The organism is Oribacterium sp. oral taxon 078 str. F0262 (assembly GCF_000160135.1).
GTDB lineage: Bacteria > Bacillota > Clostridia > Lachnospirales > Lachnospiraceae > Oribacterium.
Map to the genome: position 1 here is coordinate 476,829 of NZ_GG729935.1, position 24,376 is coordinate 501,204.

At 52.3% G+C, this 24,376-nt stretch carries 23 protein-coding genes and 1 pseudogene; 6 read left to right on the plus strand and 18 right to left on the minus strand.

Translation table 11 applies throughout. From position 1 onward, the window contains the following. Nucleotides 1–484: IS5 family transposase (locus GCWU000341_RS13210; protein ID WP_009215796.1), on the plus strand; the 484-nt coding region annotated here is incomplete at its 5' end. 307 nt (nt 485–791) lie between these two features. Here GCWU000341_RS13210 and GCWU000341_RS14230 read toward each other — a convergent pair. From GCWU000341_RS14230 to GCWU000341_RS09730, 11 genes and pseudogenes are all read right to left on the minus strand, one after another. Continuing rightward, nucleotides 792–1,028 (minus strand): hypothetical protein, encoded by a 237-nt coding sequence (locus GCWU000341_RS14230; protein ID WP_009215797.1) that lies wholly within the window; start codon nt 1,026–1,028, stop codon nt 792–794. A 33-nt stretch (nt 1,029–1,061) separates the two neighbouring features. Further along, nucleotides 1,062–1,436 carry a hypothetical protein gene (locus GCWU000341_RS14235; protein WP_009215798.1) on the minus strand — a complete coding sequence of 125 codons (375 nt, stop codon included), beginning with the start codon at nt 1,434–1,436 and terminating at the stop codon, nt 1,062–1,064. A 199-nt stretch (nt 1,437–1,635) separates the two neighbouring features. Continuing rightward, nucleotides 1,636–2,208: a hypothetical protein gene (locus GCWU000341_RS13785; protein WP_040653970.1), complete on the minus strand. Its 573-nt coding sequence runs from the start codon at nt 2,206–2,208 to the stop codon at nt 1,636–1,638. A gap of 185 nt (nt 2,209–2,393) precedes the next feature. After that, on the minus strand, nt 2,394–2,720 hold the full coding sequence (locus tag GCWU000341_RS09695; protein ID WP_009215800.1) for a TfoX/Sxy family protein: 327 nt from the start codon (nt 2,718–2,720) through the stop codon (nt 2,394–2,396). Nucleotides 2,721–2,732: 12 nt separating this feature from the next. Further along, nucleotides 2,733–3,479, minus strand: a complete 747-nt coding sequence (locus GCWU000341_RS09700; RefSeq protein WP_009215801.1) for an N-acetyltransferase — start codon at nt 3,477–3,479, stop codon at nt 2,733–2,735. 19 nt (nt 3,480–3,498) lie between these two features. Next, a pseudogene (locus tag GCWU000341_RS14360) lies at nt 3,499–4,377 on the minus strand (SPL family radical SAM protein). A 4-nt stretch (nt 4,378–4,381) separates the two neighbouring features. After that, nucleotides 4,382–5,020 (minus strand): GyrI-like domain-containing protein, encoded by a 639-nt coding sequence (locus tag GCWU000341_RS09710; RefSeq protein WP_009215804.1) that lies wholly within the window; start codon nt 5,018–5,020, stop codon nt 4,382–4,384. A gap of 6 nt (nt 5,021–5,026) precedes the next feature. Next, nucleotides 5,027–5,443, minus strand: a complete 417-nt coding sequence (locus GCWU000341_RS09715) for a VOC family protein (protein ID WP_009215805.1) — start codon at nt 5,441–5,443, stop codon at nt 5,027–5,029. Continuing rightward, nucleotides 5,440–6,360, minus strand: coding sequence for a helix-turn-helix transcriptional regulator (locus GCWU000341_RS09720; RefSeq protein WP_009215806.1), 921 nt, complete (start codon nt 6,358–6,360; stop codon nt 5,440–5,442). The genes GCWU000341_RS09715 and GCWU000341_RS09720 overlap by 4 nt, the downstream gene beginning before the upstream one ends. A 155-nt stretch (nt 6,361–6,515) precedes the next feature. After that, entirely contained in the window at nt 6,516–8,276 is a 1,761-nt protein-coding gene (gene rlmD, locus GCWU000341_RS09725) for a 23S rRNA (uracil(1939)-C(5))-methyltransferase RlmD (protein WP_040653972.1), read from the minus strand. Nucleotides 8,277–8,320: 44 nt separating this feature from the next. Next, nucleotides 8,321–9,226, minus strand: coding sequence for a LysR family transcriptional regulator (locus GCWU000341_RS09730; RefSeq protein WP_009215808.1), 906 nt, complete (start codon nt 9,224–9,226; stop codon nt 8,321–8,323). A 155-nt stretch (nt 9,227–9,381) separates the two neighbouring features. Here GCWU000341_RS09730 and GCWU000341_RS09735 point away from each other — a divergent pair, with 155 nt between their 5' ends. Further along, complete coding sequence (locus GCWU000341_RS09735) at nt 9,382–10,443, plus strand: threonine aldolase family protein (RefSeq protein ID WP_009215809.1); 1,062 nt, start codon at nt 9,382–9,384, stop codon at nt 10,441–10,443. Nucleotides 10,444–10,471: 28 nt separating this feature from the next. Here the strand turns inward: GCWU000341_RS09735 and GCWU000341_RS09740 are convergent, their stop codons facing one another. The 7 genes from GCWU000341_RS09740 to GCWU000341_RS09770 form a co-directional block, all read right to left on the minus strand. Continuing rightward, nucleotides 10,472–11,800, minus strand: coding sequence for a Wadjet anti-phage system protein JetD domain-containing protein (locus GCWU000341_RS09740; RefSeq protein ID WP_009215810.1), 1,329 nt, complete (start codon nt 11,798–11,800; stop codon nt 10,472–10,474). Further along, nucleotides 11,797–14,622 carry an SbcC/MukB-like Walker B domain-containing protein gene (locus tag GCWU000341_RS09745; RefSeq protein WP_009215811.1) on the minus strand — a complete coding sequence of 942 codons (2,826 nt, stop codon included), beginning with the start codon at nt 14,620–14,622 and terminating at the stop codon, nt 11,797–11,799. The genes GCWU000341_RS09740 and GCWU000341_RS09745 overlap by 4 nt, the downstream gene beginning before the upstream one ends. A 198-nt stretch (nt 14,623–14,820) precedes the next feature. Beyond that, on the minus strand, nt 14,821–15,216 hold the full coding sequence (locus GCWU000341_RS09750) for an ATP-binding protein (protein WP_009215812.1): 396 nt from the start codon (nt 15,214–15,216) through the stop codon (nt 14,821–14,823). Next, a complete protein-coding gene (locus GCWU000341_RS09755) occupies nt 15,213–15,884 on the minus strand; it encodes a DUF4194 domain-containing protein (protein WP_009215813.1) in 672 nt (223 codons plus the stop codon). The genes GCWU000341_RS09750 and GCWU000341_RS09755 overlap by 4 nt, the downstream gene beginning before the upstream one ends. Next, nucleotides 15,865–16,923 (minus strand): Wadjet anti-phage system protein JetA family protein, encoded by a 1,059-nt coding sequence (locus GCWU000341_RS09760; protein ID WP_256364648.1) that lies wholly within the window; start codon nt 16,921–16,923, stop codon nt 15,865–15,867. Before GCWU000341_RS09760 ends, GCWU000341_RS09755 begins: the two co-directional genes overlap by 20 nt. Beyond that, nucleotides 16,833–17,306 (minus strand): Wadjet anti-phage system protein JetA family protein, encoded by a 474-nt coding sequence (locus tag GCWU000341_RS14100; RefSeq protein ID WP_009215815.1) that lies wholly within the window; start codon nt 17,304–17,306, stop codon nt 16,833–16,835. Before GCWU000341_RS14100 ends, GCWU000341_RS09760 begins: the two co-directional genes overlap by 91 nt. Nucleotides 17,307–17,356: 50 nt before the next feature. Continuing rightward, nucleotides 17,357–19,081: a zinc ribbon domain-containing protein gene (locus GCWU000341_RS09770; protein ID WP_009215816.1), complete on the minus strand. Its 1,725-nt coding sequence runs from the start codon at nt 19,079–19,081 to the stop codon at nt 17,357–17,359. 515 nt (nt 19,082–19,596) lie between these two features. Between GCWU000341_RS09770 and GCWU000341_RS09775 the strand changes: the two genes are divergently transcribed. The 4 genes from GCWU000341_RS09775 to GCWU000341_RS09790 all read left to right on the plus strand — a co-directional run bounded on the left by GCWU000341_RS09775 (nt 19,597) and on the right by GCWU000341_RS09790 (nt 24,312). Continuing rightward, nucleotides 19,597–20,730, plus strand: coding sequence for a hypothetical protein (locus GCWU000341_RS09775; protein ID WP_009215818.1), 1,134 nt, complete (start codon nt 19,597–19,599; stop codon nt 20,728–20,730). Between the two features lie 152 nt (nt 20,731–20,882). Beyond that, nucleotides 20,883–22,061 carry a CpaF family protein gene (locus GCWU000341_RS09780; RefSeq protein WP_009215819.1) on the plus strand — a complete coding sequence of 393 codons (1,179 nt, stop codon included), beginning with the start codon at nt 20,883–20,885 and terminating at the stop codon, nt 22,059–22,061. Further along, nucleotides 22,009–22,779 carry a type II secretion system F family protein gene (locus tag GCWU000341_RS09785; RefSeq protein WP_009215820.1) on the plus strand — a complete coding sequence of 257 codons (771 nt, stop codon included), beginning with the start codon at nt 22,009–22,011 and terminating at the stop codon, nt 22,777–22,779. The genes GCWU000341_RS09780 and GCWU000341_RS09785 overlap by 53 nt, the downstream gene beginning before the upstream one ends. An 81-nt stretch (nt 22,780–22,860) precedes the next feature. Then, on the plus strand, nt 22,861–24,312 hold the full coding sequence (locus GCWU000341_RS09790; RefSeq protein ID WP_009215821.1) for a type II secretion system F family protein: 1,452 nt from the start codon (nt 22,861–22,863) through the stop codon (nt 24,310–24,312). Nucleotides 24,313–24,376: the final 64 nt, after the last annotated feature.

A 24,376-nucleotide genomic window follows, 5' to 3' on the forward strand; every position in this document is an offset into this window, starting at 1 on the left:
CGACGAGAAAGGCCATGCTCGCCTGGAGAAGATTTCTTTCACCCCCTATCATGAAGGCTCCGTTCTGAAAGACGCCGTCGAGCGGTATCGGAAACGCACGGGACACTATCCGGAAAGGATTCTGGCGGACCGAATCTATCGCACGAGGGCGAATCTTCAGTATAGCAAGGAACACGGCATCCGAATGTCCGGGCCGAAGCTTGGGAGGCCGAAGCGAACAGACGCCCGAGCCACGAAAGAAGGATATCGGGACAATATTGACCGGATCGAGGTGGAGCGGTTTTTCAGCTTGGACAAGCGCTGCAATGGCGCGGGGCTTATCATGACCAGGCTGGAAGAGACGACCCTCTCCTCCATCGCACTATCCGTGTTTGTCACGAATCTTTTTGCGATCCCCATCCGTCCTTATTTTTTGCTTTATTTTGGGGAAAACGGAATCAACGCTGAAAGCTTCCACCTCCTCCTGTTTGAAGATGAGGAATGAATCGGGATTCGCGATTGATGGAACGGGGCTGAGGGATGGCCTTTCTATGGCCCCCTTTACTTAGCAGACACTAACTAAATTTCAACTATAATTGCTAGCAAATCCCGGATTTCGGACCTGTTCCTATAGTCCGGAATTTTGAGAAAGTATTATTCTATTGTCTATAAGTCCTCAAGTTTTGTGCCTACAGTGACGAGTTCTATTGCTATGACCACCCGGACATACTTTTCGAGGCGTTTACCGCGCATCGACCAGTCAGTCTCTCCGAAGGTGAAATGCTCGTAAAAGTGCTTAAAATCAAGGATTTCTACGAGTTCAACTTTTGTAGCAACACTATAGTTTCCACATGCTCTTCATTGTCCAAACCATTTCCCACTGGTAATTTCATATCATGATCAATAATTGGCAACCGAAAGGTAATGGACTTCAGCCACTGTCCATTGGGCTGACGATCCTCATAGATCTGCATCTCCTCGATCAGTGTTTCCATGGGCTTACGTTTTTCTTCTTCACCCATCAAAGCATACAGTTTATCAAAATACATCAGAATCTTATAGATATTGTCCCCGCTTACTTTCTAGGACTCGATTGCCTGCCGTTTTGCCTTTGCATCAATCAGGCTCTGTTCCTGCTCATCAATCTTATCATACATACGGTATAACCGATCGTCCAGGTCTGCCTCGCGGCGCTTATAATGCTTTTCGTCCGGGTACAGCATCTCGATCTCTTCCAAGGTTTTACGTTTCACAGCATAGGACTGTTTTAGCTGTTTCTCCAGAGCTTTTATCTCCTGATCAATGGCCTCGGTATCCACCTTCATATTTATCTTTTCCTGCATCAGTGAGGCAAATCTCGGATTAGCTACCAGCTTCGTGATCACCTCAACAACCGCCGCATCAAGCGTCTCTTCACGGATCTGCTTTTTATAATCACATTTGTGGCCCCTGGTCATCGATCTGTGCTTTGGTGCTGGGAACCAATCCTACTGGACAATTTTCTCTTCTTAGTATAATTGTCCAGTAGTATTGGACGGAATCAGCTTCATGCGCTAAAATGTCCAGTAGGTCCAGTAGGATCGAGGACAGCGGTATTCTGCCAAGTCCAAACGCGAACTGGAATACTATCTCAAAGTGTATGATGAAGATGTGGCCTTAAACTCCATCCGCATCATGAATAATCGTTACGATCTCACCCACAACTTCGAGAATGTCGTTTATAACGAACTCCTCTATATGGGCTATCATCTCCAGGTATATCACTGTGGTTCTCAGGAAATTGATTTCGTGGCGAATAAGGGTAATAAGCAATACTATATTCAGGTTGCCTATTCTGTGGCTGAAGAGAAAGCCTACGAAAGGGAATTTGGGGCTTTTGCAAAACTGGACAATTCTTGTCAGAAAATCGTGATCACAAATGATGATATTGATTTCATCACCAGTACTGTACGTCATATTCGCTTTCGGGATTTCGTGCAGATGGATGAAATATGATATGAGGCCATGATCGCCGGTGATCTTCTCCACGACAGGGAAGATACTGCCGCACATTTTCACTTGAGCAATAGCCGCGCAAAAGGTATCAAAAAAACCGCTTTCCACAGTGTCCGCAAGGAGCTTCATTGGTAAAAATCTCATTGTTTGATTTTTGTATACCTCTATCCTCAAGCAGCACGGAATCGGCGACGTGATCGTTGTCACTTCGCCGATTCCTTTCGTGCCGTTCAAACGTCTACTTCCACTAGGAAGCGACCTTTTCCCGTAACAATGCAAAACAGCAGCCTGTACATCTAAGGGGCACACGCTGCTGTTTTGCTGCCGACTTTCGGATAAAGGTATAACACATTAGACTTTCGGTGAAAGTCGTGTGTCAAAAGGAACGCTGTCCCCTTTGAAATCCTCTTCCACGAAACCTATGGTTTCTTTGGATTCTTCCTTTTCTTCTCCGGCAGTTCTTCCCACATGCTCTCTACCAGCTCACACAGGAATTCCCGGTTATCAACATCATCCACCAGGATCATCTCTTTCGCCCCATCATAAGGAAACTCCATTGATGCGTCCGGCATCAGCTTCACCGCCACCGGAACAGGCTTAACCAGAAGCCTGTCATCATAAATGCCGCCGAACACTCTGTCGCGATAATAAAGGATATATTCACCCATCATCGCCCGAAAGCTAACTTCATCAAGTTCTGACAGCTGCTCTAAGACGAAATCCAGATACTCTTTCGTTGATGCCATACCGTTTTCCTCCTATCCGTTGACAAGTTTCAGGAACTTCTTATCACTCATCTGCTCATTCGTAACATATTCCCCATCATGAAACAAAGCATAATTCGTAATCGGAGTCGGAGCATTTTGCGCCTCATCTCTGTTTTCTATATGAATCACCCGGAATAGGATACCATTCTCTTCAGCTGCCTGCTCCAAGATCGGAACATACTTTGCATTGAATGGACACTGGCTCGTGTAATATAGAACATATCCGCCTTCATCAATTTGCGGATGCTTTGCACACTCTCTGAATGACGGAATATCGGCACCATCCTCAAACGGCAGATACCAAAGCTGAATACCATTATCAGCTTCATCACCCACGATAAAACCCTTGTACTTAAGGAACTTCGGATCAGCCAAAAACGGCTTTTTCTTTGTAGCACATAGAATGCAAAGTCCCTTCTTCCCCTTTTCTTTACTATCCTCAATGCAGGCATTTAACAAATCTGTAGCGTATCCATGCCCCTTGAAAGAACCGGACACCCACAGACAGTCAATATACATATACCCATCCGCCTCTATCGGAATCCAAGCGTTTTCCGCCGGTATATATTCGATAAAGCACTTGCCGCGCTCCACACTCTTCAGAAAAACAAGTCCTTCATCAAACCGGTCAGCCAGCCAAGCCTTCTTTGAAGATACCTGCACATCCTTGTTGTTGGAAATCGCACAGCAAATGTGTTCCTTTTCCAAATTGTCCTTTGTTACCCTGATATACTCCATATAATCAGCCTCTCTCGCTTTATAGATCAAATATACTCATCTGCGGATACTTGTCAGGCAGTTCCTGCATAAATCTGAAACATTCATCCGGAGTTGACAGAATTCCATTATCCTTACAGATTCTCTGAAATATCCCTGTCAATTTTTTTTGCATTCGGGCTTGGCAGTTCATACGCATTCCCGTACCGTTTAATGTAGCATTCTTTCATTCCTGGAAAATACTTGTCAAGCGCTGCATAATAGTATTCCCTGTCTCCTTCCCGAAGTGTCAGCCCCATGCCGAAATCAATACTGCCCTTTACCCCGACTCTTACACACTCATTCAGAATTACTGTGATGTTATTCTCAGTATCATTGATAAAAGGCAGAATCGGCGTAAGCTAGACAATCGTTGGAATACCATTCTTACGCATTTCTTCAGCACTTCAATCCGTCGCTTTGTATTGCAGACATTCGGCTCCAATATTCGACACAGGCCATCATCGGAGGTTGTAAGCGTCATCTGCACCACGCATTTTGCAGACCTGTTAATCTCTGATAGCAAGTTGATATCCCGAAGTATACGGTCAAATTTTGTCTGAATTGCAACCCCAAAACCATTTTCCAGAATAATTTCCAGGCATCGCCTTGTCAGCCTTAAGTTCTCTTCACAGTGCATATACGGATCTGACATCGCGCCTGTTCCAATCATGCCCTTTTCCCTTTTCGACTTCAGCACCCTTTCCAGGAGCTCTGGTGCGTTCTGCTTCACCTCAATGTCTTCAAAAGGATGCATGAACTGATAACACCTGCTCCTACTGTCACAGTAAATACAACCGTGAGTACATCCGCGGTAAATATTCATTCCATAGTATCCGCCGCTGCCGGTCAAAATCCCTTTTGCATCAACGAAATGCATTTTATCAGCTCCTCTTTACCTTAATCGGATGCCTTATCACGGTCTTCAGCTTCTCGGGAGCAACCTTCCTTGCATCACTCAGATAAATTTCATGATGCAGCCGCTTGTCTGTGATATCCAGCTCATAACCTTGCTGTTCCATGAACTCATGCATCATGGCAACCGTAGCAGGCTCATCATCATAAGAACCAAAATGCATACACTGAACGCATAACCCTTCTTCTACCGTTAGGAACTCAACCTTAATGAAATCCTGCTTTTTCTTTTTCGTCGCTTCTTTCACAGCCCACCGAAAATCATCTTCTGTCACAAAGTCAGGAAGGCGGATCACAGAAATCCAATGGAAATCTTCCTTGTGTGCATAGTCAATTCCATCCACGCCATCCTGCCACCAGAATCCTTCCAGAGGTGGAACAACATAATCGAAGTATCCTTCAATCCGATGGTCGCCCTTCTTGCTCATCTTAATTGTAAAGGCAATTCCATATAACAATCCAATAGCCTGCTTATATTCACCATCCTCCTGATTCGGATCTCCGGTTCCGCGCACAGCGATATAATTTATACTTGATACAGTCACGATGCTAGGCTTATTCTTCGGCATGTAAAGTTCTTTATATTCCTTCTTGAAATCAAACGCCACCTTGTTCTACCTCCCTGCATCCTTCTCTTCAAAAAGCTTATTCCAGGAACCGATCTCGATAAGATTCCCTTCCGGATCAGCAATATAGCAGGTTCTCTGTCCCCATGGTTCCAATTCAGGTTCTAATACCGGTGTTGCCCCGTTCTCTACCGCATTTTTGAACGCAACATCCACTTCTTCAAAGGTATCTACATACAGAGCGATCTCGGAATGACCATTCAGCCCCTTGATATACTCATATCTTCGATTTGTCATTTTCTCAAAGTCCTTGCGTCCATACAGAAGGAACAAAGTCCCATCCTTCACAAGATACACATTGGAAGTATCCTCTGCTTCCTTGAATTCAAATCCAAGCACATCCCTATAGAAGCGAATCATCTTCGCCATATCCTCAACTAATAGTCCAAAACCGTCTAATCTCATAACGCCACGTCCTCCTTGTAGATTTTTGTCATTTTCTGCACCATACTTGCTATCTTTTCTCTTGCCTCCACCGGTTCAAGCAACTCAGCTTTATCTCCGAAAGTCATAATCCACGTAACCAAATTCTCGATGTCTGAATAATCCGCTATAAAGAGAAGCCTGCCATCATTGTTCTGTGTAAAGCTTGAAGGGCCAAACTCTTCTACCAGCCTCCATTTCTGATCTGCTTCAAACAATGCTTTAGCCTTTATCTCTCCCGGAAAGATTTTCTCGTTGGAAAGATCCGGTACCGATGCCTCTCTGCATTCAAACACCTTGTCTGTTCCGCGGACGTTATCCATGCGGTTCAGCTTGAATAGCCTGAAATCCTTCCTTTTCAGGCACCAGCCCCACAGATACCAACTCGACCATCGGAACACCAGATAATATGGTTCAAGCGTCCGCTCACTTTCACCTGAGGGGGCATAATACCGGAACTTGATCAAATGCCTGTCTCCGATCGCATCCTGTATGGCCTCTATCTTAGGAGCAAGCGAATCTCTGTACCACGATGACAGATCTATCAGAAGGGAATCCCTGCCGACGATAAACGCAGAGGATCTCGCCTGAATCTTTTCCATCAGCTGTCTGTAATAACTGCTTCCGCTTACGCTATCCAGACTACGTAGCCCGGCAAGAATCATCTGCATATCCTTTGATGTCAGGATTGTTCTGTCCATCCGGTATCCGTCCATAATGCTGATGCCACCACCGGTTCCTTGTGCTGTACGGATAGGAATGCCAGCCTTGCAAAGATCTTCGATATCACGATTTATTGTTCTCTTTGAAACCTCAAACCGTTCTGCCAGCTCCGGTGCCGTAGTTTTCTCTTCCTGTAACAGCACCGACAGTATTCCGATCAACCTGTCTATCTTCATTCTGCCCACGCTCCGTATATATCATATCGCGCCAAACATGACAACTGTATGTCATGTTAATTGTAATGCTTTCAAATAAATTCGCAACGAAAAAACAGCTGACAGAAACGAGAAATTCCATCAGCTGCAAAATTATCACTGTTTAAGTAATCGTCTTATTCAATCATCTGAAAATGCTTCAGAGCCTCTTCAATCGCCTTTTCTTTCTCTTCCGGGCATCTCGGATGCCTGCTGTCCTCGGACTTCGGCTTGTTGTGGTTCTCCCTCTCGATGATCCCATGCTTCCGCTTTACCTGTGCTATATTCAGGTTTGTTACACGGAATCCATAGTTTTCCTGCACCCAGTTCCGAATCTCTGCGTAGGTCGCTTTACTCTCCGCCGCCGTCAGATCCATTTCATCCATTTCGACCTTCACACTGATGTGAGACTTCGCTCCAGAAAATTTGGACAAAAGACACACCGTCTCTATGTGCACCGTCTCCGGGAAGTTGTCAAAGGGGCGGATGCGCCTCAGCTCATAGCCATGCTCCCGGAGATATTTTATATCCCGGGCGAGGGTCGCCGGATCGCAGCTGACATAAATGAGGCGCTCCGGAGACATAGAGATGATAGTTTCCAGGCATCTTTCGTCGCAGCCCTTTCTGGGAGGGTCCACGCAGACAAGGTCGATCCGCTCCCCCGGGTGCTCCGCATGCCAGCGCGGCAGGAGCTCTTCCGCTGCCCCGGTGAAAAAATATGCATTTTCAATGCCGTTCCGCTCTGCATTTTCCCTGGCATCCCGGACGGCATCCGGAATGATTTCAATCCCGTAGACCCTTCCCGCGGCGGCTGAGAGGAGGAGGGAGATCGTTCCGATCCCGCAATATAGGTCAAAGACATTCTCTGTCCCGCTGAGCGCGGAAAACTCCAGTACGGTTTCGTAGATCCGCTCCGTCTGTACCGGGTTCACCTGATAAAAGGAAAGGGGAGAGATGCGGAAACGGATCCCCTGAATCCGGTCCTCGATGAAGCCGGGCCCGTAGAGATTCACGATCTCCCGCCCCATGATGACATTGTCTCTTCCCGTGTGGATACTGAAGGAGAAGCTTCTCAGTCGGATCTTGCTCCGCGTTCTCTTTCCTCTATTCTCCCGGCCTTCCTCCTTACCTGCGGAAGGGAATTCCGCTCCGAAGCTTTCTCCCTCCGAGCCTTCCGGATCAGGAGCCTCCGCCCCTTTTAATTCTGAGAGAAGACTCTCCCAATGCGGGAGACTTCGTCCGTTTATGACAAGGCAGAGCATCCATTCTCCGCTGTAATAGCCCTTCCGGATCAGCGCGTGCCTTATAAGCCCCTTCCCGCTCCCTTCGTCATAGGGCGGGATATCAAAGCGCTCCATCCAGCGAAGGAGGATGGAGAGAATATCCCGGTTCTCCTCCGCCCCGATCAGGCAGTCCTCACAGGGAATGAGCCGGTGGCTCCTTCCCGCATAGAATCCGGCGGAAGGCCTTCCCATCCGATCCCGCGCGATCGGATACTGGGCTTTGTTTCGATAGCGGAGCGGATTCTCCATCCCGACGATCGGATCCGAAATTTCTCTCAGGAACGCCTCCTCCACGCCCCCGATCCGGCAAAGATCTGTGAAAAGCTTTCGCGTTTTGAACTTAAGCTGCGCGGAATATTTAAGGCTCTGAAGCTGGCAGCCGCCACACTGTCCCGCGATCCGGCAGGGGGCCTCCACCCGATCCGGGGAGGGGGTGAGGAGCTCTATAAGCCGCGCAAAGCCGTAGTGCTTCTTCAGCTTCAGAGCCTGGGCCAAAATCCTGTCTCCGATGAGAGCTCCCTTTACCAGCCAGACAAATCCGTCCTTTTTTCCGATCCCGAGCCCCTCCTCGGAAAGGTCCGTGATCGTGAGTTCCAATCGTTCATTCTTTTGCATCTTTACCCCATCGCTATACGGAAAGAATCTCCCTGCCCCTTCCTTCACGTCGTCTGTCGTCCGCTGTCCAAAGCCCAGAACCGCTCTCCCATGCTCTCTGAAACACAGTCTATCAGTCGCTTTGCTGCCGGGGAGGCATCCCGAAGGGAGGGGAGGGAGATCCCGAGCGTGACATACTGCGGGGGAGAGAAGGGGAGCTCCGCGACCTCTCCCTTCCATCTTTTCGAGATCAGACGCTGATTAAAGCTGATGCCAAGCCCCGCTTCGACCATATTGTAGGTTGCAAAGCCGTCCCTCGTCGAGAAGGGGCTGTGCGGCCGGATCCCATATCGACTGAGGAGGCGATCCTGATCGGTGTCCTGATCCGGTGCGGTATGAATGAAGTCCTCCTCCGCCAGTCTCTCCAGAGGAAAGGAGGCCTCTCCCGCAAGAGGATGCTTCTTCGGAAGCCATACGACAAGCTCATCCCGAAAAATCGGAAGCCAGTCACAGTCCCTTCTCCTCGGCTCTGCCCCGAGACAGCAGTCGACGGAGCGCTCTCCGAGCCAGTGCGACATCTCTTCGTTTCCTCCCTCCCTGAGACGAATGATGATCTTCGGATAGCGCTTCTTAAATCTCTTCAGGATCTCCGGCATCCACATCGCGGAAATACTGTAGTAGCAGCCGATCGTGAGGGAGCCGCTCACAATGCCTCGGATCTCGGCCGCGGATTGCTCTGCCCTCTGCTGCGCCCTCCGCAGCTCCCGGAACAAGGGCAGCATCTCCTTCCCGTTTTCCGTGAGACGGACACCGCGTCTGCTCCGGATAAAGAGGGGAAAGCCGAGCTCCTCCTCCAGCGAGCTTATCATCCTGGTGATCCCGGACTGCGTATAGTCCAGGCGCTCCGCGGCCGCGGTCAGGCTTCCCTGTTCCGCGGCAAGAAGGACGGCTTCGCATTGCAGGGCTTCCACGGCGTCTCTCCTTCCGCTTCATGACAGAATGTCATGACTTTCATGATACTTCTCCGTTTGCGTCATAGTTGCTTTTATTCTACAATTCAGTTAGGAAAAGAGCAAGGAAAAGCAGGCTCAGGCCGGGCACAGAGCTCAGGCGGAAAGGAAATTCTATGGACGGTCGCTTACCTTTTTCGTGTGATTATCTGCAGGGCGCTCATCCCAGGATCCTGAAGAGGCTTTCGGAGAGCAATTTCGAGAGCGAAGCGGGCTATGGGGAGGATTCCTTTTCCGAGACGGCGAGGGAGAGGATCCGCCTGGCCTGCGCCTCCCCGGACGCGGAGATCTATTTTCTCCTCGGCGGCACCCAGAGCAATGCGACGGTGATCGATGCTCTCCTTCGGATGTATCAGGGCGTGATCGCGGCGGACAGCGGCCATATCAATGTCCATGAAACCGGCGCGATCGAGGCGGACGGACACAAGGTTCTGACGCTGAAAAACCACGAGGGAAAGATCTCCGCATCGCAGATCGAGACCCTCCTCCTCGCCTATCAAAATGACGAAAACCAAAAGCATATGGTCATGCCCGGCATGGTCTATCTCTCCCATCCGACCGAATACGGAAGCCTCTACTCGAAGGCGGAGCTTCGCGAGATCAGTGAGCTCTGCCGCTCATATCACATCCCCCTCTATCTGGACGGCGCAAGGCTCGCCTATGCCCTGGCCTGCCCGGAAAATGATCTGAGTCTTTCGGATATCGCAAAGCTCTGCGATGTCTTCTATATCGGAGGGACAAAGTGCGGTGCTTTACTCGGAGAGGCCGTCGTCATACCAAAAAGGGGCCTGATCCCTCATATGACTTCTATCATAAAGCAGCACGGCGCCCTCCTCGAAAAGGGGCGAATCCTCGGAATCCAGTTTGACGAGCTCTTCCGGGATCGGCTCTATGAAAGGATCGGTGTCCCGGCCATACGGGAGGCCGGGAGAATCCGGAGCGCCCTGCTCGCGATGAACATTCCGCTCTGCTTTGATTCCCCGAGCAACCAGATTTTCTGTCTCCTGGAAAACCGCTTTCTGCGGACTCTCTCGGAGAAAGTGGACTTCAGCCTCTGGGAAAGATATGACGAAGCGCATTCCATCATCCGCCTCGCGACAAGCTGGGCAAGCCGCCCCGAGGACAGTGAGGCGCTCATCGCCTGCTTCGCGGAAAAGAGCGGGAGAAAGGCGGGCTGAAGCGGGAAGGAGGGGGGCGGCTGAGGCTTCAGAGCAGCTGTTCCTGCTCAAGCCGAAGTCCGCTCCGAAGCATCTCTTCGATCAAGCTGTGAAAAATCCGGTACTCCGGATCTCCGAGCAGAGCCTCCAGTTTCCTCCGATAGCTCTCCCCGCAAAGCGGAAGAGCTCTGTCCCTATAGCTTCTCAGGGTCTCGGTGTCCATTCGGTACGGTTTTAGCTCCGGGACGATATTTCGCTTAAGCCTTGCGAAGATCCGAAAGCCTCCGAGGTCGATATCACTCCAGTGGAAATAGGAAATGGCGCTCCCCGCCCTTTTTCCCGCCTCATAGATTTTCCGAAACCAGCGTCCCCTCAGAGGACTGTAGAAGCCTCCGTGCCAGATCACGAGCTCTGAGGGAGAGCGTTTTTTCAGATACCAGAGATAATTTGCGAGATTTTCGATAAAGAGCACCCGCTCCACCCCGGAAAGCTCCAGTCTTTTGATATGCCGAAATGTCTCGGAATTCAGGTAGGCTCCGTAACATTCTCCATGGAAGCGGATGGGCTCCTCTTCTTCCAGCCAGACGGAGATTCCGCCGCAAAATTGCAGTACCTCCGGCCAGCGGCAAAGACCATAATTCTCAAAAAGAGTCTCATCTCCCTGTCCTTCATACGGAGAATTCCGATCAATCTCTCGAAGAATCGAGAGAAGGGGAGCCTTCAGTATTTTCTCGAAATATTTGCTGTCCCCATAATTTCTTGCGCTGAATACCCGCTCTGTCTCCTCAGTTTTGTTTTTATAGAGAAAGAGAAGGGCCTGTAAAAGCTCTCCATTGATTCTCTCTCCTCTTCGGAAAAAGCGCGGAATCCTCTGCCTCTTTTCTATACTCTCCAGCATATCGAGGAGAAAACGACGGATTCTAAGCTGCTGCTCCGCCTCCCCCGTTCTCCCCTCCCGGGCGGAAGGGGCCCCGGACTCTTCCTGACTTTCGGAAGCCCTGTCCTCTACCTCTATCGCAGAGAGCGTCTCCTCGATATTGATTCGAAGCCTCGCAAGCTGGGAGGAAAGAGGCGTCCTGTCAAGAAGATAATAAGCCCTTTCTCTTGCCTTTTCCCCGGAGAGAAGCCAGACGGACTCTACGAGATTTCCCCTCTCATAGCGGAGCCAGCTGTAGTCGAGGATGCCCTCCTCCTTCAGCCGGTCCAGCTCTGAGAGAAAGCTTTTTTTCTCATCGATATTTTCCATTGCCTGCGAGAGCGCGGCCTCCTTCATGGGATGAAGCAGTCTGCGCCGCCCTCCCTCATCCCCCTTTCGAAAGCCCGCGCTCCTTTCATAGCGGTCCAAAAGTGTCCCGAGAAGATATTCTCTATAGTTCATCGCGACTCTCCGCCCGGCTCATAGCCCGACTCCGGCTCTGTCTCCTCCTCGATCTCTCTTGGGTCAAAATACCGGGTAAAGGAATGGTGATGCTCCCGATAAACCGCGATGTTTCGGTCTACAATGGGCGCAATGTCCGGTATCTTATCCGGCGGCGCGGAAAAAATCGCCTGCAGCCCGAATCTTCGGAGAAGGACAATGCTCTCCCGGATCCTCTCCCCGTCCATTTTACTGAAGGCCTCGTCCAGTATGATGAGCCGGATGGTATTGGCCGCCGCGCTTCCCTTCATCCGGATCCGGCAAACCTGAGAGAAGGACGCAAGGAGTGAGATATAAAAGGGGAGCTGGGTCTCTCCTCCTGATTTTTTAAGGAGCGTCTTTGAGAGGCGCTGCTCCTCCCCCTGCTCATTGCTCACAATAAGGTCAAAGCTCAGATAGGTCTTATAATCCGTAAATTTCGCAATATTCTTTTCGTACTCCCGCTGCCTCTCCGCGGAAGGCTGCTCCTCGCTGATGACGAGGAGCTGAAAGAGCTCATCGATCTGCTTTTGATATTTTTTGTTAAAGGATTCTGAGGCGATATTCCAGCCGCCCGTATCCATGAGGAGAGGGTCTGTGATCATATTGTAATAATCCCTGTACTCCGATCTCGGACTCAGCACAAAATGATAGCGGTCCGTTCCGAAAACGCTGCGGCGGAGGGATTCATTCAGCTCCTGGATCTGTTCCCGGACCGATTCCACATTGGACTTCAGCTTCGCGATGAAATCATCCCGGAACTGGGCATAGGCCTTCTCCTTCGCGTCTCGGATCTTCCCGATATATTCGGGGAGCAGAATCTCCTTCTTCTCCCGAAGCTCCCTGTCGTAATCCTCATTGGAGTCCCGGTTCACGTCAAAGGGCATCCTGTAGAGAGAATTATAGCGCATCCTGAGACGCCCTCTCTCATCGAATTTTTTCTTGATCTCATTTTCCGTCAGATTAGCCGCTCTCTGAAAGCTTTCCCGAAGGGAAAGGCTCGTCCTCGCGCCCTTCCGGGCCTGCTCTTTTAAAAAGCGCGCTTCCCCCGTATTCTCAATCCAGTCCGGGGAGAAGTTCTCGGAGATCGCCTCTTTTATCCTCTCGACTTCCTTCCGGAGTCTCGGAAGCTGTTCCTCCGACAGGAGCCTTCTCCTCTCCTGATAACTGCCAAGCTGCTTCTGGAGTCTCTCCCGTTCGTCCTCCCGTCTCTTCTGCTCCGCTCTCTTTTTCTGAATCTCCTCCCGGAGCCGATCGGCATAGCTTAGGTCCAGCTTCTCAAGCTCCGCGGAAAGAATCTTCACCCTCTCTTTGAGTTTGGGAAGCTCCCTGTAGGCACGGAGTGACTCCGCATGACTTTCCGCCTCATAGCTGGACAGAGCCTCCGCACGGCTCAGCTCCTCCATAAGCGCATGGTTTTTCGCCAAAATCCTCTCTTCTCTTTGGAGCTCCTCCTGCTCCTCCTTCAGCTTTTTTAGCAGGATCTTCGTGGATTTCCGCCCGATAAAGGGATCCTGATATCGCCTGGGATCGATTTTTCTCGCCACAAAATTCTTATAGAGCATAACGGAACGCGTAATGGAGGTCCGATGCTCCTTCAACTCCTCCACTCTCTCACACTTCATGACCTGTCCGAGGAGGTAGTCGATGAAAATGCGCGCGTCCTCATTTTCGGCCTCCAGCTCTTCCGCAAGGGAGCCGTCCCGCGCCTTAAAGCTCCCGCTCCGCTTAAGCTTTCCGATGTCGACAAGGCCCGCATCATAGAGTCCCCGCTCTCTCCGCACTTCATCGTAGATTTTCAGAGCCTCTTCGTAATACTCCTCCGGGAGAAGGAGATAGAATTTCTGCCGGTCCAGATAGGCCTCAACCGCATTTCTCCACTCCGGATTCCGGACCTCCAAAAGCTCTGCGAGGATGGATACCGTGACCGTGTGAGCAGTCCTCTCAAAAAGAGTCTTCTCAAGGACCGCCTTAAGGCCGGTGACATAGGAAGGATAGGGCTTAAATCCCTTCTCAAGATCCCGGATCTTTGCCTCAAGCTCCGAAAGACGGGAGGAGAGCTGCCTCCTCCTTGCGCGAAGCTCCTCCCGATAGAGAAGAAAATCCTCCTTGAGCGCTGTGAGCTTCTCCGCCGCCAAGCGGAAGGGGAAGTCCGAGCTCTCCTCCGGCTCCCCTCCCTCCTCTCCGGGAAGACGAAGGCGGGAGAGCCGATCGAGCAGGGGGCGCTGCTCCTCCCCTCCCCGAAAGCCGCATTCCTCCGCCCTTTTCAGCCGGAGGCTCCAGTTCTCCCCGAAGCTTCGAAGCTTTTTCAGAGCTTCCTCCGCGGAGCCATGAAGCGCCCGGATCTCCTCCTCCGCCTCAGATATCCTTCCCTCCAGCTCCCTCGCCTTCTTTACAAGGTCGGAGCCGTGATACTCCTCCTCCAGCTTTTCCAGCTCCAGGAAGAGCTCTTCCCCTTCTCTCCGCAGAGACTGAATCCTCTCTTCCGTCTCCCGAAAAAGTCGCTCTGTCTCCAGAAGCTGTGCCTTTAAGCCCTCTTCCTCCCGGAGATACCCCTCCTTTTCCGCACGGACCACGATATAGCGCTGCTGCTTCAGCTTCTCCTTTTCCGCCTCATATCTCTCACTGAGAACCTGAATCTCCGTCAGCGCCTCCACCTTTTCCGTCGTCCGCTTCGCCTCATCCTCCAGGCTCTTGTACTGGCGGATACCGCTCTGCATCTCCTCCACGCGGATCTCATGCTTCACATCGCAGATCGACTCCGTGATGAATTTTTCGATATCCGTGATCGGCGTAAAGGGCACCGCTTTTTTAAAAAGGAGCCGGTACTTCCTCTTGATCTGGCCGAACTTTCCCTCCGTGACCTCCTGATAGCGGCGATTCGTATCATAGAATTCAAAGCCCTTCTTCCCCGCATAGCGATTCAGAAAAAGCTTCAGCCCGTTCAGGTCATAGGGTATGTCCGTCCTCTCGTCGATGAAGCAGTTCTCCGGAATTCCCTTCTACGGGATGAGAAACCAGCGGTAATTCACCGAAAGCTCCCTCCCGCAGTCCGCGGCAAATCCCACCGTAAAGTATTTCCCCTTCTCCGTATCATAAAATTCCAGTGCGACATAGCTCGTGAACGGCCCCGTGCGAAGATACTCATAGCCCGCATCCCCATCATCCCCCGTCTCCCCGTAGAGATACCCCTTGAGAGAGCGGACGGATTTCTGATTGGCCGCTTTATTAAAATAGGACCCGCTGCTGTCTCCGAGAATTACCAGCTGCAGGGCGTCGATAATAGTGGACTTTCCGGCCGCCGTCTTCCCCGTCAGGAAATTGATCATATCAAAGTCGATCAGTTCCTTCTCATAGCTGTACCAGCGGATCATGAGCATTCTCGTCAGCTTCTTCATTTCCCTTCATCCTCCGCGGAAAGCTCTTCTCCCCCCTCCGAATAGGACTCTCCTTCCTCCCCCGCCAAATCCCCGTCCCCCTCCTCGAGAAGTCTGTGCATCCCCGTGATCTGCTCATTGGAGACCACAAAGAGGATCGTGGGCAGGATCAAAAGCCTCGTATCCGCGTCCTCCCACCTGCCTCCCGCCTTTTCCAGCAGGCGAAAATGCGAGAGTATGCGGAGAGAGGAGGAGAGCGCCAGGTTTGAGGGCTTCTTCCGGATCGCACCGACCGATATCATCTTGTGTACGAGGTCCGCGACACTGACGAAGATCTCCCGCGAGAGGGAGATCTTCTCTCTCTCCTCCTCGTAGATCAGGCGAAGCGTATAGAGGATCAGCGTGCTCTGCTTGTCGAGTCTCAGCCGGTTTTCATCATACTCGCTCTGAAGGCTGATCACGCCGTAATTATTGTCCCTCTCAAGATGAAAGGCGCTGTAGGAAAAATATTCCTGAAAAAGCTCGAAGTTCCGCTCCACAAAGAGATACTCCGGGTTTGTCCTTGCGATATGATCTGTGAAGTCATAGCTTCGGGAGAGAAGATAGCTGTGGGAAAGAAGTTTATTCACCATTCTCCGGAACTGCTCCTTCTCCGTCATATTCAGCTTTTCAAACTGCTCCTCCAGCATTCCCCTCTCCTTCTCCCTCTCCTTCCCCTCTGTCCGCTCTTTTCCTTCCCTTTTCCCGGAAGCAAAGCCGCGGCAGACTGCAGTCATTTCGCTCTACATTTCCCTGAAAGAACTCTACACTGAAGGGAGCCCTCCTTTCTCCCCCTCGAAGCGTGCCGAGGAGAAAGAGGATGAAGTCCTCCGGGGAACGGATCGAAGCCTCTTCGCTGTAAAGCTCTCCCCTCTCCCCCATAATCGAGAGGATGTAGCGATCGATCTTCGCATCGCTGTACTGTCGGCGAAGCTCCGTGAGAAAGCCATCCACCGCGGCGGGGCTCTCCACTCTCCTTTCGAGAGGCTTCGCCTTTTCCCCCTCCCTTCTCTCCCCTTTGATCCGGCGGTAGAGAGACTGGCTGTCCAGGAAGCTGTGCCGACTGAGGAGGAACTTCCCCCTCATCTCATTGAGAATATCCTCTCTCCCGGCGTTTTTCAGAAGATCCACCAGATTTCCTCTCGCGCTCCGGTCCGCATTTACGATATAGCGAATCCTGTCAATGGAGGCATTCACATACTCGTTGTGCTTCGCATCTACTCCGGCAATCAGTTCCTCGATGTTCTCGTAGGTATTGATGACGGCATTCAGCATGGCATAGCTCTCTTCTCTGCCCTGCTCCTCCGAGGAGAAGAGCCTTCTCCGGATCCCCTGTCCGACGATGCGGTCCATGACCTCCCGATCCATGCTCCAGGCATTCAGAATGCGGAGGATCTCCCCCTTAAAGCGCGGCACGGAATCGATCGTCTTGAGGGGATAGTAGATCTGATCAAAGAGCTTCTCCTTGTATTGATCCAAATGCTCTCTCAGAAGGATATTGATGTCCTGCTGCCCGGCGAGACGCTGATAATAGCGCTTGATGCCATTAAAAAGGCTCTTCAGCTCATCCACGAGCTTTTCCGTGTTCTGATGGGCGCTCAGAAGAGCCTGAAGCTGAAAGTCCGGATTCTCCCTTGCATTTTTGAGCGCCGCATAGCTCGCATATACGTAGCTGTTGTACTCCCGGATCCTCTCATGGGAAAATCATAGAGGAGATCCATGAAGGCCACCGCATAGTCCGGTACCGTCACGATCTCCTCAAAAGAGCCAGGCTCATACTCGATCTCAATCCAGCCGCAGTCCCGGAGCTTACGGAGCAGGAGGTGAACCTTGCCGGAGAGATCCTGGCTCTCCCCCTCCTCTCCGATCTCCATGGCCTCCTCGGAGAAATCCGCCGAGAGAAAGCTGTCCTCCAAAGAGTCCAGCATCATGGAGAAAAGCTCCGGACGGCGGATCAGAAGCTCCGTCTTAAAGGCGGTCCGGAGCACCATGAGCGCATCCACATAAAGCTCCTTTTTCTGCGCGCTGAGGATGCTGAAAAAGCGCTCCGGAATGATTTCAAAAATCCTCATAGAGGGAAGCTTCCTCCCCGGCGAAGCCCTGCATGCGGTTTTTCGGCATTCTATGCCGCCGCAGTAGTCTCTGCCTCACTGCTGCCTGCCGCTTCACTCTCTCCTCCCTCTCCGGACTCGGCTGCGGAAGTCGACTCCTGAGCGCTCTCACCGGAGCCTCCCTCGTTGATATGCTCCTCCACGGTATAGGAATCCACGCCCCGCGTGACCGCCTCCGTCTTTAATTCCTCCAGCGTCTGGAAGCCGTTGAAGTCGAGAATCCTCGAGATGCCCAGGAATTTGACGCCGGTATCAAACTGCACATAGTTTGTGGGGGTGCTGAAATAGCTGTCTATGCTGTAGCTTCCGTCCGGCTTCAAGAGGATCTGTGAAAAGCTCCCGTAATAGTAGTAGTTAAAATTCTGGTCGAAGCCGGCCTCCGGGAACTTCACATTTGCCGTCACCTTATAGACAAGCACCATGCGGTTTCCGCTTCTTCCCTCCTTTTTCGCATTGAGGAAATAGTTCCCGATATATTCCGCCCCGCTGTAGCTGACACCGGAATTGGACTGCCATGCGAGCTCCGCCTGGAGCTTATCCACCGTGTCCTTCTTCATCTTTTCGAGAAGCTCCTCAGGAACCTCACTGTCCTTTTCCGCGTAGGCCGCGAGATTCTCAATCTTATATTCCTTTTTGAGGGGGGAGGGGGCTATCCCATGCTTCTGAATGAAATAAGAGACTCTCTCCTCATCGATGCTGGCCGTGACGCTGTCCCCATTCTTCAGATCATCCCTCTTGTCCAGCTCGATCGTGAGCTCCCGGATAAAATTGCTGTCGTCCCGAATCTCAAGGCTCGCCCTTCCGTTCGGAGAGGTCCCATCCAGCCTCAGCTCAATCTGCGCAAACGGATCAAAGGTCCTGATCTCCTCCAGTCCCTCCACCGTAAAGCTCTGATCCTCATGCTTCAGCTTGACCCCGAAGGTTTTCTGGATATCGCGGTCATCGTCCTTGTCCAAAGACCAGTGGAGCTGCACGGCGTCTCCGTTTTTCAGATCCGCCCTCTCTTTCGTATCGAGATCAGCGCTCACTTCGAGAAAGCGCTCGTAGAGGAAATCCGCCGGATCGTCACCTCGGGCAGCTCTCTTATAGGATCTCGCAAGCCTTCCCCGGCCAAAGCGGATCTTTTTCCTCCAGTCAGAGAGGAAGCGCTCCCGATCAAATTGGAGTTCCGCCTTTCCATATCCGTTATAGCCCTCATAACTCACGCTGGTATAGGTACTCAGATCGATGGTCTTCGTTTTACCCGTGAGCATAAGGGCGATCCCGACGACAAGGACGAGAAGAAGCACCGCTCCGATTCCGATTCCGAGGAAAAGAGCGGTTCTTTTTTTCTTCCCGGGTTCTCCGCTCTCTCCGCTCTTTACCGTCTGGTAACTCGTTCCCCCTTCTTCCTGAGCGGCCTTCGCTGCATTCTCCTTCTGCTGCCTCTCCGGCTTTTCCGAATTCTCCTTCTGCTGCACCTCCGGCTTTTCCGCGTCCTTCCCTTCCCCTGCTTTCTGCCCCTCTGCCTCAGTATTCTCCGGCTCCTGCTTTTCCTCCGCCGCGCTGTCCTTCTCCACGCTCTCTCCGGAGCCCTGCCCCTCCTTCTTTTCCATCTCTTCCGGAGCCTGAGCCTCGCTGCGAAGAGCCGCATCTTCTTCCTTCCCCTCAGAGGGTTCCGGCGGCAGAGCTGCACCGCAATTTTGACAAAATCTCGCGTTTTCCTGTATCTCTTCCCCGCAATTCTTACATTTCATACGTACTCTTCTCCTTCCGCAGATGCCATTCTCCCATCGCTGTCTCACCGGATAAGCGTCTGTCCCTCCCGATCAGGGATCCTTCCGGACAAAATCAGCATAATTCAGGCGCCCGGCACTGTCAAGTAAATCTCCGCAGCGAAGTCAGAGGCAGGAGGCAAAAAGCCATGCCTCACTCCTTCACAGTCGAAAATTCGGAAGAACCATTCCTCCGGCGCAGTTTTCGGCTCCCTTCTTTTTCTTTCGATTCCGGAAGGTTTTTTGGAAGGGATTGCCAAATGGCCTCAAATTTTTCTGTCGTTAACGCGGATAGGCAAAGATGCCTTTTTTCTCTATACTTTTATCGAGAGGTCCGCTTCTTCTGCCGGCCCCCTGATTCGGCCATACCGCTTCTATTGGTCTTTCATTGGCCTTCTATGGTTTTTTTCTCTTCCCCGCCGGGGATTTCTCCCTTTCCGCTTTCTGAGCACGGATTTTCGTAAAATTCATTTCTTTTTCCCCTTCGGAGGTCTTCCATGGACAGAATTCTTGCGCTCTATGGGAAGGACCGCCTCTATATGGAGCGTCTTTTCCTCTATTTCTCCCACTGCGATTCCCCCTTTCGTCTCCAGCAGTTTCAAAGTGTCGAGGCCATCGAGGATTTCTCTGAGAAGAGAGAAATCCATGTCCTTCTCTCGACAGAGAGGCTTCTTCTGTCCGGGGTGAAGCATCCGGTCTATCTCTCGGAAACGCCTCCGGAGAAGGACTCCTCCGGGCCGCACGAGATCTATCGCTACCGCTCCGGCTCTGAAATACTCCGGGAGCTCTGCCGGCTCTACGGAGAGGAGCGTCGAGCCCCCATAGAAAAAGACGGGAGAGCGAAGCTCTATACGGTCTTTAGTCCGATCGGACGCTCCGGGAAGACCAGTCTTTCGCTGAGCCTCGCAAAGACGCTCTCCGCTTCCATGCATACGCTTCTTCTGAGCTTTGAGGAAACAGCGGGTCCCGCTTCCTTCTATCGCGGAAAAGAGGGGAGCCTCACAGAGGCGCTCTATTACTTTAAAGAGGGAAAGCTGAACGCGCTCAGGCTTAACTCTCTCTGCTATCCTCTGGAACACGCGGGCTTCTCTGTCCTCCCTCCGGTCCGAAATCCGGAGGATCTTTCGGCCCTTTCCGCTTCGGAGCTCGCCGATTTTACGGAGCTTCTGCTTTCCTCCTCCGGCTTTGATGCGGTCGTTCTCGACACGGACCCTCTGGTCTCCCGCATTGCCCCCATCTTTCCTCTCTCCGAACGGGTCCTGATCCCGGTCCGGGAGGATGCGTGCAGCAGAAGAAAGCTCTCGCAGTTCATTCATTATCTGGAATACTCCTCCCTCCTGGGCCGCCCGGAGCGCTTTGTGAAGCTCCTTCTCCCTCTCACGGAGGGAGAAGACCCGGCGTCCATCGCTGCTCTCCCGGAGAGCCTGCTCTCGGATTTTACCCTCTCCCTCGCAAAGCGCTGCCTGCTCTCCCCTGAGGAGGAGCTCCTGTTTCAGGAGGCGGAGGAAGAGGAGACAGAGGAATATGAAGCTTCGGAGAGAGAGGATGAGGAGATTTCCCTCCCTCTTTCAGAGAAGCTTTCCGAGAGCCCGGAGGAGGTCTCGGAGATCGACCTCTGCCGGGGACTTTAAAAGGATTTTCGCGCTTCCCCCGCTCTTCACAGGGGAAAAGCAGATGGAAGGAGAAAGAGATCCTTCGGATAAGAAGCGGACACGGGCAGAAGCGCGGAAGATAGCGGAGAAAGCAACGGAAAATTAACGGAGAGATCCGAAAGGAGTCCCTTATGGAGTCACTGGAAGCGCTACGCCTGGAGCTTAAGTCTGAGCTTCTCTCTCTTCTCTCCAAAAGCTCCTTTACGGACAGAGAGCTTTTGGATCAGATTGACGGCGCCCTCCTTCCTCTGGAGGAGCTTAAGCTAAGGGATAAGCTTTGGCTTCGGAACAGGCTTTTTAACAGTCTCCGAAAGCTGGATATCCTCTCGGAGCCCCTGGAGGATCCCTCCGTCACAGAGATCATGATCAACGGCTATCGAGAGATTTTCATCGAGCGAAACGGAGAATACGAGCGCTGGGATCAGTGCTTCGAGAGCCCGGAGCAGCTGGAGGAGCTCATCCAGCAGATCGTATCCCGCATTGACAGAAGCGTGAACACACTTCATCCCATCGCGGATGCCAGACTTCCGGACGGCTCCAGGGTGCACATCGTGCTTCCTCCGATCTCTCTTCGGGGGGCGATCGTCAATATCCGAAAATTCCCGGAGCCGATCACGATGGAGAAGCTGATCCGCTTTCGCTCCATCACGGAGGAGGCCGCGGATTTTTTAAAGCAACTCGTCATCAGCGCCTACAGCATCTTTATCTCCGGAGGCACCAGCAGCGGAAAAACCACCTTCCTGAACGCACTCTCCCAGTTCATCCCGGAGAGGGAGAGAGTGATCACGATCGAGGACTCCGCGGAGCTTCAGCTCAAGCATATTCCCAATCTCGTGAGTCTGGAGACCCGAAATAAAAATTCCGAGGGCGAGGGGGAGGTCACGATCGCAGAGCTCATCCGCTCAAGTCTTCGCATGAGTCCCAACCGGATCATCGTCGGGGAGGTGCGCGGCGCGGAATGTCTCGATATGCTGAATGCGATGAATACCGGGCACGATGGCAGTCTCTCCACGGGGCATGGAAACTCCGGCCGCGATATGCTGAGGCGCATGGAGACCATGGTGCTGCAGGGAGCGGAGCTTCCGCTTCCCGCGATCCGAAACATGATCGCCTCCGCAATACAGATCCTTGTGCATCTCGGACGGGGCGGAGATCAAAAGCGGCGCGTCCTCGAGATCTCGGAAATACTGGGGGTTGAGAATGGAGAAATCAAGACGAAAAAGCTTTTCGAATATGACGGAAAGACTCTCCGAAGGATTGCGGAGCTTACGGATCAGAAAAGACTCCGGGAACGACTACCGGCGCTATGAGCTCAGTCTTTCGGACTATCTCAGGCAGCTCTTCCGCGCTCTTCTCTTCTCCGGACTCCTGGCCTATTGCTTTTATCAAAGTCTCCTCTTCTTCTTTCTCAGTATCCCCCCGGCACTTCTCTACCCCTTCTATCTCAGAGCTTCTCTCAGAAAGCAAAGGCAGCGGAAGCTCCTCCTGGAATTTCGGGAGGCTCTCTCTGTGCTGAGTTCCTTCCTTGGCGCCGGCTATTCCCTGGAAAATGCCTTCCGCCTCTCCGGACGGGAGCTCAGCTCTCTTCTCGGAGAAAATGCGATGATTTCCCGGGAATTTCAAAAAATTTCGGAGGGACTTGAGCAAAAGCTCCCGATCGAGGATCTGCTTTTCGATTTCTCCACCCGTTCCGGCCTGGATGAAATCCGAAATTTTTCCGAGCTTTTCTCCGTGGCCAGAAAGTCCGGAGGAGAACTCGAGACGATCATCCGCCGTTCCAGTGAGCTCATCCACGATAAAATCGGAATCTCGGAGGAAATCCTGACGCTGAGTGCCGCAAGAAGATATGAGCAGAGGATCATGAATCTGATCCCCTTCCTGCTCCTCCTCTATATGAAGCTGAGCAGTCCCGATTTCCTCCGCATCCTCTATGAGACGGCGGCGGGAAGAATCCTGATGAGTTTCTGCCTTTTTCTCTATCTCCTCGCCGTCCGTCTCTCCGAACGCATCCTGGATATCGAGGTCTGAAGCTCCATGATCCGCAGCTTGCCCTCCGCTCTCCGCCTGGATGGAGGCGGGGAGGCCGACAGCTTTTGAGCGAGGCCAACTATGAATCTCCTTTCAAAAATCCCCCTTTCTTCGCTTCCGCGCCGTCTCCTTGCGCATACGCCCCGGAGAGTACTGAAACTCCAGGCCGCGGTACTCCTTCTCTCCCTCTTTCTCTCTCTCCTTCTCTTTCTGTCCGATGGGCTTCAGTCCTCCATCCTGCCCGGCGGCTTCCTTTCGAGGGGGAAGCACGGCTCGGGAGGGGAAGACTTCTCTCTGGAGGTGCTTGGCCTTTCCGGGAAGGGCCCCATCCCCGTCAAGGTCCATGTCTCTGCCTCCCGCTATACAAAGGAAGAGGCGGAACAGGTTTTCGCGGGAATCCTCTCTGAGATAGAGGGACAGCTCACAAAGACGACGGAAAGCCTCGATGCGGTAAAGACGGATCTCTTCCTTCCCCGGAACTTTCCAAAGCTCGGTGTAAAGGCAAACTGGAATTTTGTCCCTGTCTTAAATAGCCTGGGGGAAGAAAACGGGTATGAGGAAGGAGAAGGGGAGCGTGAGAGCCCCGGCAGAAGGAGTGCCGAAAAGCGGCTGGCGGAGCTTGAATATATCCGAAAGTACCGGGATCTCATAAGCTCCGACGGCCGGGTCCACAATGAGATCCTCTCGGAAGGAGAGGAGGTGCACGGCTATCTGGAGCTTCGGATGAGTACGGAAATCGCCGGAGAATCGGGGCAAAATTCCGCTGCTCCTCTTCGCTGGCACTCCGAGCCCGCAAGATTCTATGTCTGCATCCTTCCTCGGGAGAGAAGCGAGCTGGAAAAGCTGGAAAAGGCTCTGAGCGATCGGCTCTTAGAGGAGGATCGCTCCAGCCTCACAAAAGGCCGCTTCCGCCTCCCGGACTCCATCGAGGGACACAAGCTTCATTTTCGGGAGAAAAGGGATCAAAGCTATCTGCTCCTCCCCCTCCTCGGCCTTTTTTCCGCTGTGCTTCTCTATCTCAGGGAAAGCCTCCGCCTTAGAGAAAGGGCAAAAAAACGGGAACTCTCCCTCCTTCTCGACTACTCTGACCTGGTCTCCAAGCTTCTCCTCTATCTCGGGGCGGGACTTTCACTGCGAAACGCCTTTGAAAAAATCAGTGAGCACTACGAGGCGCTCCCCCGGGAAGGACCCGGAGAAGAGAGAGCTCTTAGCGGAGAGCTCCGCACCATGCTTTTACAGCTTAAGAGCAATGTATCCGAGTCCGAAGCCTATCGGAGCTTCGCCCGGAGAATCTCTCTGAAGCCCTATGCGAGGCTGATCGCTCTCATCGAGCAGAAGAGGCGAAACGGAAGCCGGAATCTCCGGGAGGCTCTGAAGCTGGAGATGGAGGACGCCTTTGAGTGCCGAAAAAATACCGCAAAAAGGCTCGGCGAGGAGGCCTCCACCAAGCTTCTCCTCCCCCTCCTGCTTCAGCTTGGAATCATTCTCCTTTTAATTCTCTTTCCGGCGATGAGCGCGCTCTCCGGGCTCTGATCTCCCCGAGGGAAAAGAGCTGAAATCATCCCCTTGATATCCTGGCACTCTGACTGGCACTCTG